This is a genomic window from Paraburkholderia sp. BL17N1, assembly GCF_003634175.1.
In the GTDB taxonomy this organism is placed as follows: domain Bacteria; phylum Pseudomonadota; class Gammaproteobacteria; order Burkholderiales; family Burkholderiaceae; genus Paraburkholderia.
Genome location: NZ_RBIW01000002.1, coordinates 1,224,443 through 1,239,054, shown reverse-complemented (window position 1 = coordinate 1,239,054; position 14,612 = coordinate 1,224,443). Strand labels below are relative to the sequence as shown.

Annotated in this window: 18 protein-coding genes and 1 pseudogene; 13 read left to right on the top strand and 6 right to left on the bottom strand. The window is 60.8% G+C overall.

The features are described 5' to 3' along the window. Nucleotides 1-23: 23 nt before the first annotated feature. The 4 genes from nthA to B0G82_RS25480 all read left to right on the top strand — a co-directional run bounded on the left by nthA (nucleotide 24) and on the right by B0G82_RS25480 (nucleotide 2,295). On the top strand, nucleotides 24-692 hold the full coding sequence (gene nthA / locus B0G82_RS25495; protein WP_121309450.1) for a nitrile hydratase subunit alpha: 669 nt from the start codon (nucleotides 24-26) through the stop codon (nucleotides 690-692). Further along, complete coding sequence (gene nthB, locus B0G82_RS25490; protein ID WP_121309449.1) at nucleotides 689-1,360, top strand: nitrile hydratase subunit beta; 672 nt, start codon at nucleotides 689-691, stop codon at nucleotides 1,358-1,360. The genes nthA and nthB overlap by 4 nt, the downstream gene beginning before the upstream one ends. Beyond that, nucleotides 1,353-1,721 (top strand): nitrile hydratase accessory protein, encoded by a 369-nt coding sequence (locus tag B0G82_RS25485; protein WP_116146412.1) that lies wholly within the window; start codon nucleotides 1,353-1,355, stop codon nucleotides 1,719-1,721. The genes nthB and B0G82_RS25485 overlap by 8 nt, the downstream gene beginning before the upstream one ends. 88 nt (nucleotides 1,722-1,809) lie before the next feature. Then, nucleotides 1,810-2,295: a RidA family protein gene (locus tag B0G82_RS25480; RefSeq protein WP_116146411.1), complete on the top strand. Its 486-nt coding sequence runs from the start codon at nucleotides 1,810-1,812 to the stop codon at nucleotides 2,293-2,295. A gap of 53 nt (nucleotides 2,296-2,348) precedes the next feature. Here B0G82_RS25480 and B0G82_RS25475 read toward each other — a convergent pair whose 3' ends face one another. After that, the gene (locus tag B0G82_RS25475; RefSeq protein WP_121309448.1) at nucleotides 2,349-2,795 is read right to left on the bottom strand and encodes an SRPBCC family protein; all 447 of its coding nucleotides are present in this window, start codon (nucleotides 2,793-2,795) and stop codon (nucleotides 2,349-2,351) included. On the opposite strand from B0G82_RS25475, the gene B0G82_RS41250 reads away from it, so the two are divergent. Next, entirely contained in the window at nucleotides 2,740-3,222 is a 483-nt protein-coding gene (locus B0G82_RS41250; protein WP_347237563.1) for a substrate-binding domain-containing protein, read from the top strand. The genes B0G82_RS25475 and B0G82_RS41250 overlap by 56 nt on opposite strands. Before the next feature lie 12 nt (nucleotides 3,223-3,234). Here the strand turns inward: B0G82_RS41250 and B0G82_RS25465 are convergent, their stop codons facing one another. Beyond that, on the bottom strand, nucleotides 3,235-3,486 hold the full coding sequence (locus tag B0G82_RS25465) for a hypothetical protein (protein WP_106278920.1): 252 nt from the start codon (nucleotides 3,484-3,486) through the stop codon (nucleotides 3,235-3,237). Between the two features lie 344 nt (nucleotides 3,487-3,830). Between B0G82_RS25465 and B0G82_RS25460 the strand changes: the two genes are divergently transcribed. Further along, nucleotides 3,831-4,268, top strand: coding sequence for a DUF1801 domain-containing protein (locus tag B0G82_RS25460; RefSeq protein WP_116146406.1), 438 nt, complete (start codon nucleotides 3,831-3,833; stop codon nucleotides 4,266-4,268). Nucleotides 4,269-4,658: 390 nt separating this feature from the next. After that, complete coding sequence (locus B0G82_RS25455) at nucleotides 4,659-4,970, top strand: hypothetical protein (protein ID WP_012428971.1); 312 nt, start codon at nucleotides 4,659-4,661, stop codon at nucleotides 4,968-4,970. A 48-nt stretch (nucleotides 4,971-5,018) separates the two neighbouring features. Here B0G82_RS25455 and trpS read toward each other — a convergent pair whose 3' ends face one another. The 3 genes and pseudogenes from trpS to B0G82_RS25440 form a co-directional block, all read right to left on the bottom strand. Beyond that, a complete protein-coding gene (trpS, locus tag B0G82_RS25450; protein WP_106278916.1) occupies nucleotides 5,019-6,047 on the bottom strand; it encodes a tryptophan--tRNA ligase in 1,029 nt (342 codons plus the stop codon). A 297-nt stretch (nucleotides 6,048-6,344) separates the two neighbouring features. After that, nucleotides 6,345-6,683: a hypothetical protein gene (locus B0G82_RS25445; protein WP_121310836.1), complete on the bottom strand. Its 339-nt coding sequence runs from the start codon at nucleotides 6,681-6,683 to the stop codon at nucleotides 6,345-6,347. Nucleotides 6,684-6,736: 53 nt separating this feature from the next. Further along, nucleotides 6,737-7,172 (bottom strand): annotated as a pseudogene (locus tag B0G82_RS25440) (aldehyde dehydrogenase family protein); the annotation flags it as partial. A gap of 150 nt (nucleotides 7,173-7,322) precedes the next feature. On the opposite strand from B0G82_RS25440, the gene B0G82_RS25435 reads away from it, so the two are divergent. From B0G82_RS25435 to B0G82_RS25410, 6 genes are all read left to right on the top strand, one after another. Beyond that, nucleotides 7,323-9,257: an EAL domain-containing protein gene (locus tag B0G82_RS25435; RefSeq protein WP_121309446.1), complete on the top strand. Its 1,935-nt coding sequence runs from the start codon at nucleotides 7,323-7,325 to the stop codon at nucleotides 9,255-9,257. Nucleotides 9,258-9,287: 30 nt separating this feature from the next. Beyond that, complete coding sequence (locus tag B0G82_RS25430; RefSeq protein WP_121309445.1) at nucleotides 9,288-9,707, top strand: hypothetical protein; 420 nt, start codon at nucleotides 9,288-9,290, stop codon at nucleotides 9,705-9,707. A gap of 354 nt (nucleotides 9,708-10,061) precedes the next feature. Continuing rightward, on the top strand, nucleotides 10,062-11,753 hold the full coding sequence (locus tag B0G82_RS25425) for a metallophosphoesterase family protein (RefSeq protein ID WP_121309444.1): 1,692 nt from the start codon (nucleotides 10,062-10,064) through the stop codon (nucleotides 11,751-11,753). A gap of 267 nt (nucleotides 11,754-12,020) precedes the next feature. Further along, on the top strand, nucleotides 12,021-12,461 hold the full coding sequence (locus tag B0G82_RS25420; RefSeq protein WP_106278903.1) for a hypothetical protein: 441 nt from the start codon (nucleotides 12,021-12,023) through the stop codon (nucleotides 12,459-12,461). Nucleotides 12,462-12,601: 140 nt separating this feature from the next. Continuing rightward, nucleotides 12,602-13,246: a nucleoside 2-deoxyribosyltransferase gene (locus B0G82_RS25415; protein WP_347237562.1), complete on the top strand. Its 645-nt coding sequence runs from the start codon at nucleotides 12,602-12,604 to the stop codon at nucleotides 13,244-13,246. A gap of 487 nt (nucleotides 13,247-13,733) precedes the next feature. After that, nucleotides 13,734-14,111, top strand: a complete 378-nt coding sequence (locus tag B0G82_RS25410) for a hypothetical protein (protein WP_241974832.1) — start codon at nucleotides 13,734-13,736, stop codon at nucleotides 14,109-14,111. A 24-nt stretch (nucleotides 14,112-14,135) separates the two neighbouring features. Here B0G82_RS25410 and B0G82_RS25405 read toward each other — a convergent pair whose 3' ends face one another. After that, nucleotides 14,136-14,582: a Fur family transcriptional regulator gene (locus B0G82_RS25405; RefSeq protein WP_116146395.1), complete on the bottom strand. Its 447-nt coding sequence runs from the start codon at nucleotides 14,580-14,582 to the stop codon at nucleotides 14,136-14,138. Nucleotides 14,583-14,612: the final 30 nt, after the last annotated feature.

Sequence of the window (14,612 nt, the reverse complement as noted above, 5' to 3'; positions counted from 1 at the left end):
TTTATTGCTCGCGGTGAACGGCGATGAACGGTAACGATCCTGACGGCGATCCCCACCCGCACCCGCACACCCACACGCACGACCATCACGGCAGTGCTTTGTCGGAATTGGATCTGCGTGTTCGTGCTCTGGAGTCTCTGCTGGTCGAAAAAGGCTATGTCGATCCGCAGGCGCTGGACGCACTCGTCGAAACCTATGAGCACAAAGTCGGGCCGCGCAACGGTGCCCGTGTAGTTGCAAAAGCGTGGCGTGATCCGGCGTACAAGCAATGGCTGCTCCACGACGCCACCGCAGCGATCGCGTCACTCGGCTATACGGGCCGGCAGGGCGAGCACATGATCGTGCTGGAGAACACACCCGCGATCCACAACATGGTGGTCTGCACATTGTGTTCGTGCTACCCGTGGCCTGTGCTCGGACTGCCGCCGGTGTGGTACAAGTCGGCGCCATACCGTTCGCGTGCCGTCATCGATCCGCGCGCTGTATTGAAGGAGTTCGGCTTCGAATTACCTGCGGAGGTCGAGTTCCGTGTGTGGGACTCCACCGCTGAAGTCCGGTACCTCGTTTTGCCTATGCAGCCGCCAGGGACTGACGGCTTCTCCGAAGAGGCGCTAGCCGAACTGGTCACGCGCGATTCGATGATCGGCACTGGATTGCCGAAGACTCCTGAGTCGACACGGGGGACACCATGAACGGCGCGCAGGACCTCGGTGGCATGCAGTCTTTCGGTCCGATAAGCCCTGATAACGACATTTCGCCGTTTCACGCCGACTGGGAGCGAAGAGTCCACGCGACCACAATCGCCATGGGCGCGACCGGCAAGTGGAACATCGACATGTCGCGCGCGGCGCGGGAGAGTTTGCCGCCAGCGCAATACCTTTCTAGTAGCTACTACCAGATCTGGTTCGAGGGTTTGGAGAAACTCATCCTGAGTACAGGTCTGGCCACGGCCGGCGAAATCGAATCAGGCGAGTCGACGAATCCAGCGGTGCCGGTTCCGCGCGTGTTGATGGCTAAAGATGTATCGGCGGCGCTGTTTCGCGGCAGTCCCGTCGATCGGCCCGCAACCGTGGCAGCCAAGTTTGCAATCGGCGATAGAGTGCGGGTCCGGCAAATCAATCCTTCTTCGCACACTCGTTTGCCGCGTTATTGTCGGGGCAAACGCGGGCGCATTGTCGCCGTGCACGGCGCGCACGTTTTTCCCGACGCCAATGCGATCGGCCTCGGCGAGCAGCCGCAATGGCTCTACACGGTGTGCTTCGACGGTGCGGAGTTGTGGGGGTCTGATACGACGGCGGCGTCGGTGTGCGTCGACTGCTGGGAACCCTATCTCGAGCTGCCTTCTACTCACGATGACTGAGGCTCGAACTAAACTGCCCGCACTGCGCGCCGCATTGCCGACACTGCCTTGCGACGACGCAGGGCCGGTTTTCAACGCACCGTGGGAAGCGCAGGCGTTTGCGATGACGCTGGCGTTGCACGAGCGCGGCATGTTCAGCTGGGGCGAGTGGGCTGTGTGCCTGAACGAGGCAATTCGCGACGCGCAGGCCGCCGGCGACGAGGACCACGGCGACACTTATTACTCGCATTGGCTGACTGCACTGGAGCGCATCAGCACGATCAAGGGACTCGTAACCGACGACTCGCTTTTGCATCGCCGCGACGCATGGGACGCAGCAGCGCGCCGCACGCCGCACGGACAGCCGATCGAACTCGGGTAGGGTGCGCGTGATTGTTAATCCTCACGTTACGACTCGAAAAGCGGATTGCCGGCATCTAACGTTCTGCGTGGATGCCGAGGAGACGACGATGACAAGAATCGAAGCAAAGCTGGCGCAAATGGGATTGACCTTGCCGCAGCCGTTGCAGATGCCAGCAAACGTGCGCATGTCGTTGCCCTTCGCCTGGGTGCGCGTGAGCGGCACGCGAGCATTTGTCTCGGGCCACGTGCCGCTCAATGCGGACGGGACGATCGCGCAGCCCGTCGGCAAAGTCGGCGCGGAAGTTTCGCCGGACGAAGGCTACGCAGCAGCACGCCTTGTAGCGCTCGCACAATTGGCGAGTCTTCAGAAAGCGCTCGGCGACCTGGACCGCATTACGGCGTGGGTACGTGTCTTCGCAATGATCAACGCAGCGCCAACTTTCGACCAGATGCCACGGATCGCCAATGGCTTCTCGGATTTGATCCTTGAGCTGTTCGGGCCGGATATTGGAACGCATGCCCGGTCGGCAGTCGGCGTGACGCTCCCCCTCAACGTGCCCGTGGAATGCGAGGCAGAGGTCGAGTTCGACTGATCGCGTCTGCAGGCATCTTGAACGCTGGCGTGCACGCCGTTACGCGTGCGTCGTTAATCAGGAATCACAGGCTCGACGAGCCTAGCTAGTTGGACAAGCGACTCCTGCCAACCGAGGTAGCACATCTCCACAGGAATGACCTCGGGCACGCCCTCCTGCAAAACGGTGAGTTCGGTTCCGCACGACAATTGCCGCAATGAAATGGTGGCCAGCATCTCGCCCGGCAGATTCGGGTCGTCGAATCGGTCCGAGTAGCGGATTTTCTCGAACGGCAGCAGTTCGAGATACTCGCCGCCGAACGAGTGGCTGTGGCCGGTGCCGAAGTTACGAAAAGACATCTTATGGGTGCCGCCGACCTTCGCATCCATGTGGTGTACCTGACAGGTGAAACCGTACGGCGGAAGCCACCGGACTATCGCATCCGGTTCGAGGAAGGCGCGATAGATGCGTTCGGGCGTGGCACGCAAGACTCGGTGGAGGTGGATCGTTCCGGTAGCCATGGTGTGTTCTCCTTACATTACAGAAGTTGGACATACTCCTACGACGATCCGACGACGCCGATATCGACGCAGGTTGAGACCAGGAAAAACCCTCAGGCGTTGTGCGGTTCATATTCGCAATCGACGGCAAGCTTACTCCCTCGGCGTGGCCCATTGTGCGGGCCCGCCCGGTGTTCCGGTCGGCGCGCTGGTCGCGCGCAGGGACATCGAGTTGGGTTTTCAGCAGTTAAGTGAATTGATGCACTTGCCATGCATCCATGTGACGGGTCCTATGCCTGCGGACGTTAAGTTCGTAACCGTCTTCTCAGCCGGCATACGTATGGCATCCCGGCGGAAAGATGCCGCGAAGGCGTTCTTCTCTTTTCTGGCTTTGTCGCCGTGCAATCAAGCCAAGCTGAGTCAGGGGATAAAGGCTGCGTTCCGGTAACTGCCGAACGATTCACCGCTCCTTTTTTTGCGCCTGCGCGGCGACCATCCAGCAGACCACTGCACCCGCGGCCCAAGCGCATGCGAACATCAGTTCGAGATCGAGCATGCCCTGGAAATTCTCCGCATTTTCGTAGCTGCATGTCCGATGAGTCTGAAACTGGATACAGCCGGTTTGCATGTCCTGGAAAACGACAAATAACTTGTACAAGCCGAACAGCGTGAATGCCAGCGCGAGAAGCGCGAGTTTTTTTGGTTTTGTCATCGCATGTTCCGTGGGTTCGGTCTGACAGGATACCAATTGTCGGCGGTACACACGCGCTGATTTCCTGATTCGACAGGTCGCGGGAAATCGTAGAGAATCGATCGGCATGTCCCGCTGCGGATTGGCGCACTTGCGACTTTCCTTCCGCGAGTCTTCAAACGACACGTGACCTAACCTGTTCCGACATCGGCATGATGAGTGCCAACGCCGACGGCCGGTTCGCGCATAAGGACGGCACGCCGTATCCCGCTTGGCTTGCACGCGACCTCAGCGCTTATATTCCAGACGATTAACGATGCAGCCACTGATTCAAATTGTGGTGGCATTAAAGGGGACCAGAATCGATGAATAAAGAATTGGTCAATGCATCGGAACGGATCGACGAACTGATTGCGGGTCTAACGGACTGGCGTGGCAAAACGTTCGCGAGTGTCCGCAAGGTCATCCTTGAGGCCGACCCGGAGATCATCGAGGAATGGAAATGGATGGGTAGCCCGGTGTGGTCCCGGGACGGCATGATCGCGGTCGCCAACGCGCACAAGGGGAAGGTGAAGGTTACCTTTGCGCATGGGGCCAGCCTCGATGATCCTGACAAGCTATTCAACGCGGGTCTTGAAGGCAACGCGCGACGCGCCATCGATTTTTTGGAAGGCGATAAGGTCAATGCGCGCGCGCTAAAAAATCTCGTGCGCGCTGCGATTGCGTACAACCAGACCCATTTGAAGAAGAACAAAACGTCCGCGAGCACGCGGGCGAAAGTGGTCAAAAGCAAAGCGGGGTGAAGGTGGCGCCGTTGGCTATCTTCAAGCGGAAAACACAGCGCCGTGTTGCGCCGGTTCGACTACGGTGGCTCCGCTAGACGTTATCACGCGAACGCGGATCGCTCATCCGTGTTGTCGGTTTTGGGAAGCAACGCGGACGTCTCGCACCCATCGCGCACAATGCCGAAGTGTTTATCGAGCGCCTGGCGATCGGTTTGTCGTTGCTGGCGGCGCTTTGCTGGAACGTCGCGCTGACGCTGGCCACACGTCACGCGCGCAGCACGACCTAACCCGCTATGCGCGTTGCCTCGCATTCGCACTGGACTCGCCCAGATAGACCCGTTAGTCTGGGAACGTTGCACGAAGCAATCTGGCGATGCAGTTCCTAACCGACAACGTGGGAGCAGAAACATGGAAGTGAGCACGGAAGCGCTTGTTGACATGCTGCGAGAAGTCGAAGCCGACGACCCGATCGACTACGCCGACCTTCCTTTCGGAGAACAGGAACTCAGGCGTCTGGTGATGACCTCGCTCGTCGAGCGCCACCACCAGGTCGAGGCCGGCAACATGTCGGTGTCCGACATCCATGCGCTGTACCTGCTGAGCACCGCCAAGCTGGTTCTTGAAAACACCGTGCTCCACGCAAGGCTGCTTCTGCTTCAGGGGCGGCAGATCGATGTACAGTCGCTGCTGGCTCCGTTCACGCTCAAGGGCAAATCATAGGCTGGGCGAGCGGACACTCAATTGCAGAGCGTCCTCGCCGCCAGCCGCTCAGTTCTGAAAATAGTTCAGACCGAGCGCATTTTTGACCTCGGATACCGTCGCGCCCGCCACTTCCCGCGCGCGCATCGTCCCGCGGCGCAGGACGTTCAGCACCTCGGCACGGTCGGCTTCGAACTCGCGGCGGCGCTCGCGAATCGGGGCGATCAATGACTGCAGGCGTTCGTTGAGCACGCGCTTGACTGCGCTATCGCCAAGGCCGCCACGGCGGTAGTGGGCCTTGAGTTCGTCGACCATCGGGACGTCCGGCTCGAACGCGTCGAGAAACGCGAACACCACATTGCCTTCCACCTGGCCCGGATCGCTGACGCGCAGATGGTTGGGGTCGGTGTACATGTTGTTCACTGCCTTGGTGATCTCGTCCGGCGTCGCGCCCAGCGTGATCGCGTTCCCGAGCGACTTGCTCATTTTCGCTTTGCCATCTATGCCCGGCAGCCGTGCAACGTGCGAGAGCACGGCTTCGCATTCGACCAGCACCTGTCGATCGACTGTGTTGTTAAAACGGCGTACCAGCTCGTTGGTTTGTTCGATCATCGGCAACTGGTCGTCGCCGACAGGTACGCGCGTCGCCTTGAACGCGGTGATGTCGGCGGCCTGGCTGACCGGATACGTCAGAAAGCCGGCGGGGATGTCCCGCTCGAAACCGCGCAGCACGATTTCCGCCTTGATGGTCGGGTTACGCTCGAGGCGTGCGACCGTGACGAGATTGAGCAGGTACTGGGTCAGTTCCGCCAGTTCAGGCACCTGCGACTGGATGAAGATGGTCGACTTCGCCGGATCGATGCCGACGGCGAGATAGTCGAGCGCGACCTCGATGACGTTTTCCGTGACTTTCTGATGCCGGCCGACGTTGTCGGTCATGGCCTGCGCATCGGCCAGCAGCAGGAACTGCTGCGCCTCGTGCTGGAGCCGCACGCGCGAGCGCAACGAGCCGATATAGTGGCCAAGGTGCAGCGGGCCGGTCGTGCGGTCGCCGGTCAGGATAATGGGTTGGTTCGTGGTCGTTTTTGCGTCTGTCATGGTCTGGGGTTGTGCGTTTGTCGATACCACCAGCCGTCGGCGCGCAGAAACGAAAATGCCGCCAGGACTGGCGGCATCACGTTTCGATGGTCGAGTGAAAACGGGCCGCCTAAGTCAGGCGCGCCACCAACAGTTCAGCGTGATCGGCTTCGTATCCATCGGCAGAGTATAACGCGGCGGATCGCCAGGTCGTCGACGGCGTCCCGGAAAGTGCGTCGGCAACGCCGCACCCGCGAGTGCGGACGAGTGACGGCGACGTGCCCCGCAACCCGCCGTACAACCGAATCGCACCGCTGTCTAGGCCGCCGAAAAAACAACCGCCGCGGCGTCCTCGACCTGCGTGAAAGTGCGCACAAAGCGATAGGCCTGGCCACCGATCTCCATCTCGTTGACGCCCGAGCGCGTCAGTTCCAGCATCTCATTGGCGAGCGGGATGGCAATCGTGCCGAGCTTCTTCATTTCCTCGATCAGACCGGACGGGTCGCCCAGGTAGACGGTGCAAACGTCGTTCGCGGGGCGCGTCATGACCACGCTCGACGCCTTGTCGAGCGAGAGTTCGAGATACTCGACCAACGTCTGGAGCGACTCTGGCACGGGCTCGCGAGAGCCGTTCATCAATGTATTTGCGACTGTCATCTCGTAGTCCCCCATCGCGCCGATCTACGGGTACGCCGCTGGAAATCAGCGGTTCATCCACTATACGGCATCGTACATCGATACTCGACTCGCGCGGCTTCCGGGGGGGGGGCCGCGATGAACAGTCCGAAACCCCCCAGCACCGACTTCGGCTCCAGAAACGCTTCCAGCGCGAACGTACCGTATTCACGTCCAATACCGGATTGCCCGAAGCCGCCGAACGGCGCGGCCGGCTCATGCGCCAGCGTGTTGACCGGCGCGCGTTCCGCTTCGATCCGCGCCGCGACCTCGTGCGCGCGCGGCGTGTCTTGTGACAACGGATAAGCCGGCAAACCGTCGCGCGTATCGTTGGCGATCGTGATGACATCGTCTATGTCGCCATAGGGGGACGATCGACAGCACTGGGCCAAATATCCTCTCACGCGCAGTCGTCATGTCGTTCGTGACGTCGCCGAAAACGGTCGGGCGCACGAACCAACCCGCGTTTAATGCTGGATACGGCACGCTGCAAGTCATTTTTTCCGGCCCAGAGGGAAGTCGACTCGTTTTGTCAGTCGAATTAACCCGATCCTCTGCGTTTACGCAATAATCGCGATACGCGCGGGTTTCGATTTATCAACCATCAAAAATGCGTAGGTCATGGCTTTCAGCGAACCAAGGTCTCCATTTTTCAAGTGGGTCGTCTCTTCCTCTCAGGATCTGAGCGCGGATAATCGCCAGATACTGCTTGCCAATCTGTTCACGCGAACCGCGTCGATCGTGTTCGCATCGATTTGTGAAATCAGCGTCTGCGCTACCGCTTACTACCTTTATCCCAAGGCTCTTTACGCGAGTTGGGGCGGCGCCGTTGTCGCATTGCTGATTGCCCGGCTCGCCTTGATCTGGTTGTGCTGCTCGCGCAGCGCCAACGGCCGGCCCACTCCTACCTCCGCATTCCTGTTTGCGAGCCTCCTCTGGAGCGTGCTGTTCGGCTACGGCACCCTGCTGTGCAATATCAGCGGAGACCAGACGCTGTTCCTGCTCGGCAACGTTTGCGCCGTGGGCGTCATTGGCGGATTGGCCGGCCGCAATGCCGGCACCCCTCGGCTCGTATTGCTGCAAATCACGTTCATTCTTGGACTCCTGGCTCTCGGGGCGGCGCTGTCGCCCGGCTCCGGAAAACTGGTGCTGCTGTTCCAGGCGCCGTTCTGCGCCGCCGGCTTCTTTACGGTTGCGCTGCGCAGCAATCGCGACACGGTCGCGTTGCTTCTGGCGCGGGAAAACAGCCACCGGCTCGCTCATCACGACAGCCTAACCGGCTTGCCCAATCGCGCGCGTATCAGTGAACTGCTGCTCGAACGCACAGAGATGGACGCCATGCGCGAAGATCAATCGTTCGCTGTTCTATTGATCGATCTGGACGGCTTCAAGGCCATCAATGACAGCCTGGGCCATGCCGCTGGCGATCAGATTCTTCAGGAAGCGGCAATTCGCTTGTGCGAAGTGTTGCCGAGCGGCGACCTCGTCGGACGCCTGGCCGGCGACGAGTTCGTGGCGCTTTCCGATGGCACGGGCCAGGCTCGCGACGTGCGCATTCTGGCGGACCGCATCGTGAAGACCTTGGCCCGCCCGTTCGCGCTGCGCGAGGCGCTGGTGCATATCGGCGCGAGCGTGGGTGTCTCGCTCTATCCAGACCACGCGAAAACCGGCCCGCAACTGCTGATTTGCGCCGATCGCGCGTTGTATGCCGTGAAACGCAGCGGCAAAAGCGCGTTCGCTATTTTCGACGCCGCGAAGCACGCGTCGGATGAAAGCCTGAGCCTTCTGCGCAGCGATCTGGAAGGCGCGCTGCATTCCTTCAGCGGTCTGCGCATGGAGTACCAGCCCATTGTCGATCTCAGCAGCGGTGCGGTGTCCGGCCGCGAGGCCCTGATCCGCTGGACCCATCCCACGCGCGGCGAACTCTCGCCTGCCGCGTTCATTCCTACCGCCGAACGTACGGGCCTCATTCTGTCCCTGGGCGAGTGGGCCTTGCTGCAATCGTGCAAGGAAGCGGTGACCTGGCGAGACAAGGTGACCGTCGCCGTGAATGTATCGCCGGTGCAATTGCGGGAGGAGTCTTTTGCGTCGACCGTTTCGGCGATTCTGCGCAAGACGAAGTTGCCGCCGCAGCGCCTGAATATCGAGGTCACGGAAACGGTGCTGCTGAACGACGATGTCGTGACCCGGCGCAACGTCGGAAGGCTGCGAGCGTTGGGCATCGGGCTCGCGCTCGACGATTTCGGCACCGGCTTTTCGACCATGTCGACCCTCGTGCGCTTTTCGTTCGACAAGCTCAAGATCGATAGCTCGTTCGTCAAGGAGTCCGTGCATCGTCGGGAGTCGGCGGCGGTAGTGCGTGGGATCGTCGCGTTGGCGCGGGAAATCGGCATACCGACCACGGCGGAAGGCATCGAGACCCAAGAGCAACTGGATTTCGTGCGCGCCTGCGGATGCACGCACGCCCAAGGCTTTCTGCTCGGCATGCCAGTGCCAAGCCACGAGATTGCGCGGATAGAAGAGAAGGTTGCTGCTCATTCCGCTGACAAGGAATGAGCGTTCACGAATGCCGACACCGAGGCGACTATGGAACCTGCCTTGCAATTCCAGTTGCGGATTACTGTCTCGCCGGAACTGGCCGACACGTTACATACCGAGCCCACCGGTGCGTCGCATAGCGCGCTCCGCGATGTTCTGCGCCGGCACGACGCGACGTTGAAATGCCAGTTCGATGCATTCGCCGACTATGTGAGCGAAGCAGAACGCGAGGGCACGGAAAACTATCCGCTCTATCAATGGACCCGCGAGACAATCGAGAACCCGGAGAAGAAGGCGAAGTACCTGCGGTCGTTTACTGTTTATGTGAATGGCGGCGAAGTCTACGGTAAAGATGCCGCCGATATCTTGGAGAACGAACTATTGCAGCTGGTCAGTGAAGACGGAATACAACGCGTGTCCCGATTCGATACCAATCCGGCGAATAACCCGCAACCGCCCCGGCGTTAGGCGCGACACTTACTAAACGTAAAGTTCGTCCAGCCTTTCAACGTTGTCAGCGAATCGTCATTCTCTGCATGTGCCGTTGCCCGGCGTTCGCTCGGTGCGGAACGGCATTCAACACCAAACTCGCTCGCCGTTCACCATCACATCATTGCGTGTCGTCGCCGCGCCCTTGCGCTTCGAATGCGGGCGAACGCTCTGCGCCTCACGCGGTTTCATCTGAGTGTCATAGCCTGGCGACTACGATGGCTGGTCGTTTCCGTTGCGCGCCGGTTTCCAGCGCACTCGCCGTTCACGAAGAACGCGGTGTGCCGCGCCTGCGCGTCGGCGTCCTTCCACCCCCGTACAACAACACCAGACATGTCGAACAAAAAAATCGCTAAGGCTTCGCCGATCGATCAAGGCGCTTCCATCGTCTCGCGTCGTGGGTTCCTGAAGTTTGCCGGCGCATCCAGTCTCGCTACGGCGGCCGGCACCCTATCGTCGGCCGCGCGCGCGGCGAACAGCACGCCCGATGGCACGCCGGAGCAGGTCCACCTGACCTGGGGCAACGATCCGACCCACGAGGTCACCGTGTCGTGGGCGTCGCTTGCGCCGGCGGTCAACCCGCAGGTGCGCGTTAGCGGCGCGCGCGAGGGGAGACATACGGTGCATGGTATCCAAAGCACCTACACCGACGGCCTCAACGGCGAAGTCGTGTTCACGTATCACGCGCGTCTGCGAGACCTGAAGCCCGATACGAGCTACGAATACGAAGTGACCGCCGACAACGACAGCAATGCGGCACAACCTTTCACGGCCAGTTTCCGTACTGCGCCGCGCGGACGTGCGCCGTTTCGCTGGACCAGCTACGGCGATCTCGCGACGCCGAACACCGGCTGGGTTCTGTCATCGCCGCAAAGCCGCTTCGCGGTGCAGGCGGTCGAGCGCTTTCAGCCGCTGTTCCACTTGCTCAACGGCGACCTGTGTTATGCCAATCTGAATCCGACGCACCAGCCGGACGTGTGGCGCGACTTCGGCAACAACTGCCAGACGTCCGCGTCGAACCGGCCGTGGATGCCGTGTCCGGGCAACCACGAGCTCGAGTTTCATAACGGCGAACAAGGCCTCGCTTCGTATCTCGCGCGCTATACGCTGCCGGACAATCACACGCGCTTTCAGGGCCGCTGGTACAGCTTCCGCGTAAGCTCCGTGCTGTTCATTTCGCTCGATGCGGACGACGTCGTCTATCAGGACGCCGCCGCGTTCGTTGCCGGCCCCGATCCGCTGGTGCCGGTTGCGAGCACCGGCAATCCGCCCATCCAGCCCGGCACTTCGCTCTATGTGCGCGGTTATAGCGCCGGCGAACAGACGCGGTGGCTCGAGAAGACATTGCGCCATGCCGCCGAAGACGGCGAGGTCGACTGGGTCATCGTGCAGATGCATCAGGACGCGCTGAGTTCGTCGAAGACCGGCAACGGGTCCGATAAAGGCATCCGCGAGGCGTGGCTGCCGCTGTTCGATCGCTACGGCGTGGACCTGGTACTGTGCGGTCACGATCACGACTACGAACGCAGCTATCCCGTGCGCGGCTGCAACCACAACAAGGGCACCGACATCGCGACGGGCCGGCCGGTGGATACGTTGCAGCCGAAACCGGTGATGTCGGCGGTGTCGCCGGGTGCATCGACGTTCGATACGAGCCACGGCACGATTCACCTGATTCTCGGCGGCGGCGGCACGAGCGCGCCGCTGGACGTCTATGGCGTGGATGTCGGCACGGGGCAGCCGCAGGCGCGTATTTTTACGCGTCCGAACCGCCCGGTGGCCGGCACGACGGCAGGGACTTTCGTGCGCGCCAGCGCGGACGCCGTGGAAGATGCGATCTGGTCGGCGCAACGCGATACCGGCACCGGTTATGGGATCGCGGTGTTCGATCATGATCCGGGGCATCCGGGCGGCGAGACTACGATCACGATGAACTACTATCACGCGCCCGGCGCGGACCAGGTGCCGACGCAGAACTACGAATTGTTCGAGACCGTCGAGTTGAAAAAGAAGCGGCGCGGATAGGGTTCGAATGAGCGGTTGGCGGGCTGCGGATTGCGACAGCTCGCCAGTATTGTCGGCGCGATAATCAATATGGTTGGCTGTCCGATGGATATTGGAAAACACCGGACGATGTTCTCTTCCGTTTCGGCTTGAAGCGATAAAAGCTTCCGCTCTCGACCCTCAGATCATTTTGTTACACGTCTTACCGATGTGCTGCGACGTGGTTACAAGAGCCTTTCAAAAGCGCGGTTATACTCGGCGCCGTCAACAACAATGAAAGAGCTTTTTATGTCGAAGAAAATCCTCAAGATTGTTGCCGTTGCGGCGCTCGCGGCTTCGGCGTCGTTGTCGGCAATGGCCGGCGATATGAACAACGCGCTGGGTGGCGCGCTCGGCGGCGTGGCCGGCGCTGCGCTGGGCGGCGCGGTAGGCGGCAGCACGGGCGCCGTGCTCGGCGGCGCAGTGGGTGGCGGCGCCGGCGGCGCGGTCACGTCGAACCGCAGGGAGCGCACCGGTGCCATTATTGGCGGCGCGCTGGGCGGCGGCGCGGGCACGGCGGCCGGCAATGCGATGGGCGGTCGCGGCGGTGGTCTTGTCGGCGCTGCGTTGGGCGGCGGCGCGGGTTCGGCGCTCGGCGGCAACATCTCGCGCTCCAACTCGTATGCCGACGACTATTCCCGCGGCGACCGATCGGGCAAGCGTCATCATAAGCATCGGCATTACGACTGAGCGGCACGCGAGAGGCCGGCGTAGTGCGTAGCACAGATACGTGTCTGCGCGCCCAGAGTGCCGGACGATAAGTGGCCGACGCTCTGCATTGACTTTGCTTCCTCGATGGTTATCGTAAACGGTCCTCGCAGCGCAGTCGCATGCCGACACGCGTTGCGAGAATACTTCACGATTCCTCCGTCCTCAGGAGACAAACAAAGATGCCACGAGTGTATTGCGCTGGTCCGCTCTTCAACGCAGCCGAACGAGCCGAAATGGATTCGATCGCCGCCACGCTGGAGGCGGCGGGCTTGACGACATTTCTTCCGCATCGCGACGGTCTCGAGTTCGCGAAGCTGAAGCCGGAACTCGAGAAACTCGGCGCGTCGGTTGAAGAAGCCGCGGACATGCTCGACCGCGCAATCTTCAGCCTGGATACGTATCAGTTGCTCAGGCGTTGCGATGTGGTCGTCGCCAATCTCAACGGCCGCGTCGCCGATGAAGGCACGGTTGTCGAGGCATCGTTGGCGTGGCACGCGGGCAAACCGCTCGTGCTCTTCAAGGCTGACGCACGGTCCATGCTCAGCGGCTCCGACAATCCAATGCTCACGGGCCTGGCCGATTTCCACTTGGTCGACCAACTGTCCGCGTTGCCCCAGGCAGTTGTGGACGCTGTCAAACGCGATCGGAGTCACAGAGTGGAACGGACATTGGAGAGTGGCGCGGAGATCGCGTCGCTTCGCGAGAGCGGTGGTGAGTTGAGCGCGCTTGCAAAGACGCTGTACAGCGCTTTCAAGAAAACCTGAGCCTCGTTGCGCCGATGCAGATATCTCTGCGCTAGTTAAGACGAGCCGCACTCACAGAAAGAAACGGGTCCCGAGTCGCAACGCAATTCATCACACGAAAGTGGAGGTGATACCCCCACTTGACGGTGCATCTTCCGAGTGCGAGTATCGCCGCCCAATGAGCATGAATTGCTGATTCGCAGCAGGCTCCGCGCGCTGCAACACAATTGCTGAACGCTGCGGGTGCATGTGCCGCGTGCACGGATGACTGGCGAAATGGCCAGCCGCGGCACGCGTCGGCACACAAGAAAACTAAATAGAGCGGTTTGAAAAAGACCGCCTTTGGAACGTATACAAGGACCGATCCCTCACTATAGATTTTCGACGGAGGTCACTCATGCTGTTTCATGCTTCCATCCCGGCACACAATCCGGAACACGTCGCACGTGTCATTGCCGAACTGTGGGGCGGATTTCACGCACCGTTCCCTTCCTTTCCCGATTCTTGGATGGCGATTGCCGGCGACGACCGTGGCTCGATCATCGAGACTTATCCCAACGATCGCGTGCTTAGCCCCGGCGGCGAACAGGGCTCGTTTGTTGCGGAGGCGGGCACCGCCTCGCGATACAGCGCATTTCACATTGCCATCGCGAGCAAACTGTCCCCCGAGGAAGTATTGGCGATCGGCGACCGGGAGGGCTGGCGTGCGGTGCGCTGCACGCGCGGTCACGACTTTTTCGATGTGATCGAGTTGTGGATCGAAAACGTTCTGCTGATCGAAGTGCTGACGGAAGAGATGCAGAAACAGTATCTGGCCTTTGCCACGCCAGCGAACTTCCGCGCGTTTGCGGCTGCTGCGGCAGAAGCTTCAGCGGCGCAAGTATGAGTCGAGAAGCGGTGTCGCGGGTCTCTAGCTCCTGACTACGGCTTTTGCCCGCGCGCCGCTCTTTCTGCAACTGGCACACATGCCGAACAGAACCAACTGACGTCCCGTCACCGCGAAGTCGAGGCTGCTCGCGATAGACTGCTGTCGCGCCTCGATTTCCGCATCGAAGAACTCATAGATTCGACCGCAGACCGTGCAGACGAGATGGTCGTGCCGGGTCCCGTCATTCAGTTCGTAGACCATGCGGCCGTCGCCAAAGGCCACGCCGGACAATAAATCCGCATCCACGAGTTGACCGAGCACGCGATAGACCGTGGCGAGACTCATGTTGCGCACGTCTTCGTTGAGAAGCTTATAGACCTGTTCAGCTGTGAAGTGGTCGCGAGCGTGCTCGTGAAAAAACTCCAGCACCAGGACTCGCGGGAACGTCGGCCGCAGGCGGGCTCGCTCCAGAATACGATGAATGTGCATGGATGTCGTGGCAATGGAGAACCGGCGGCT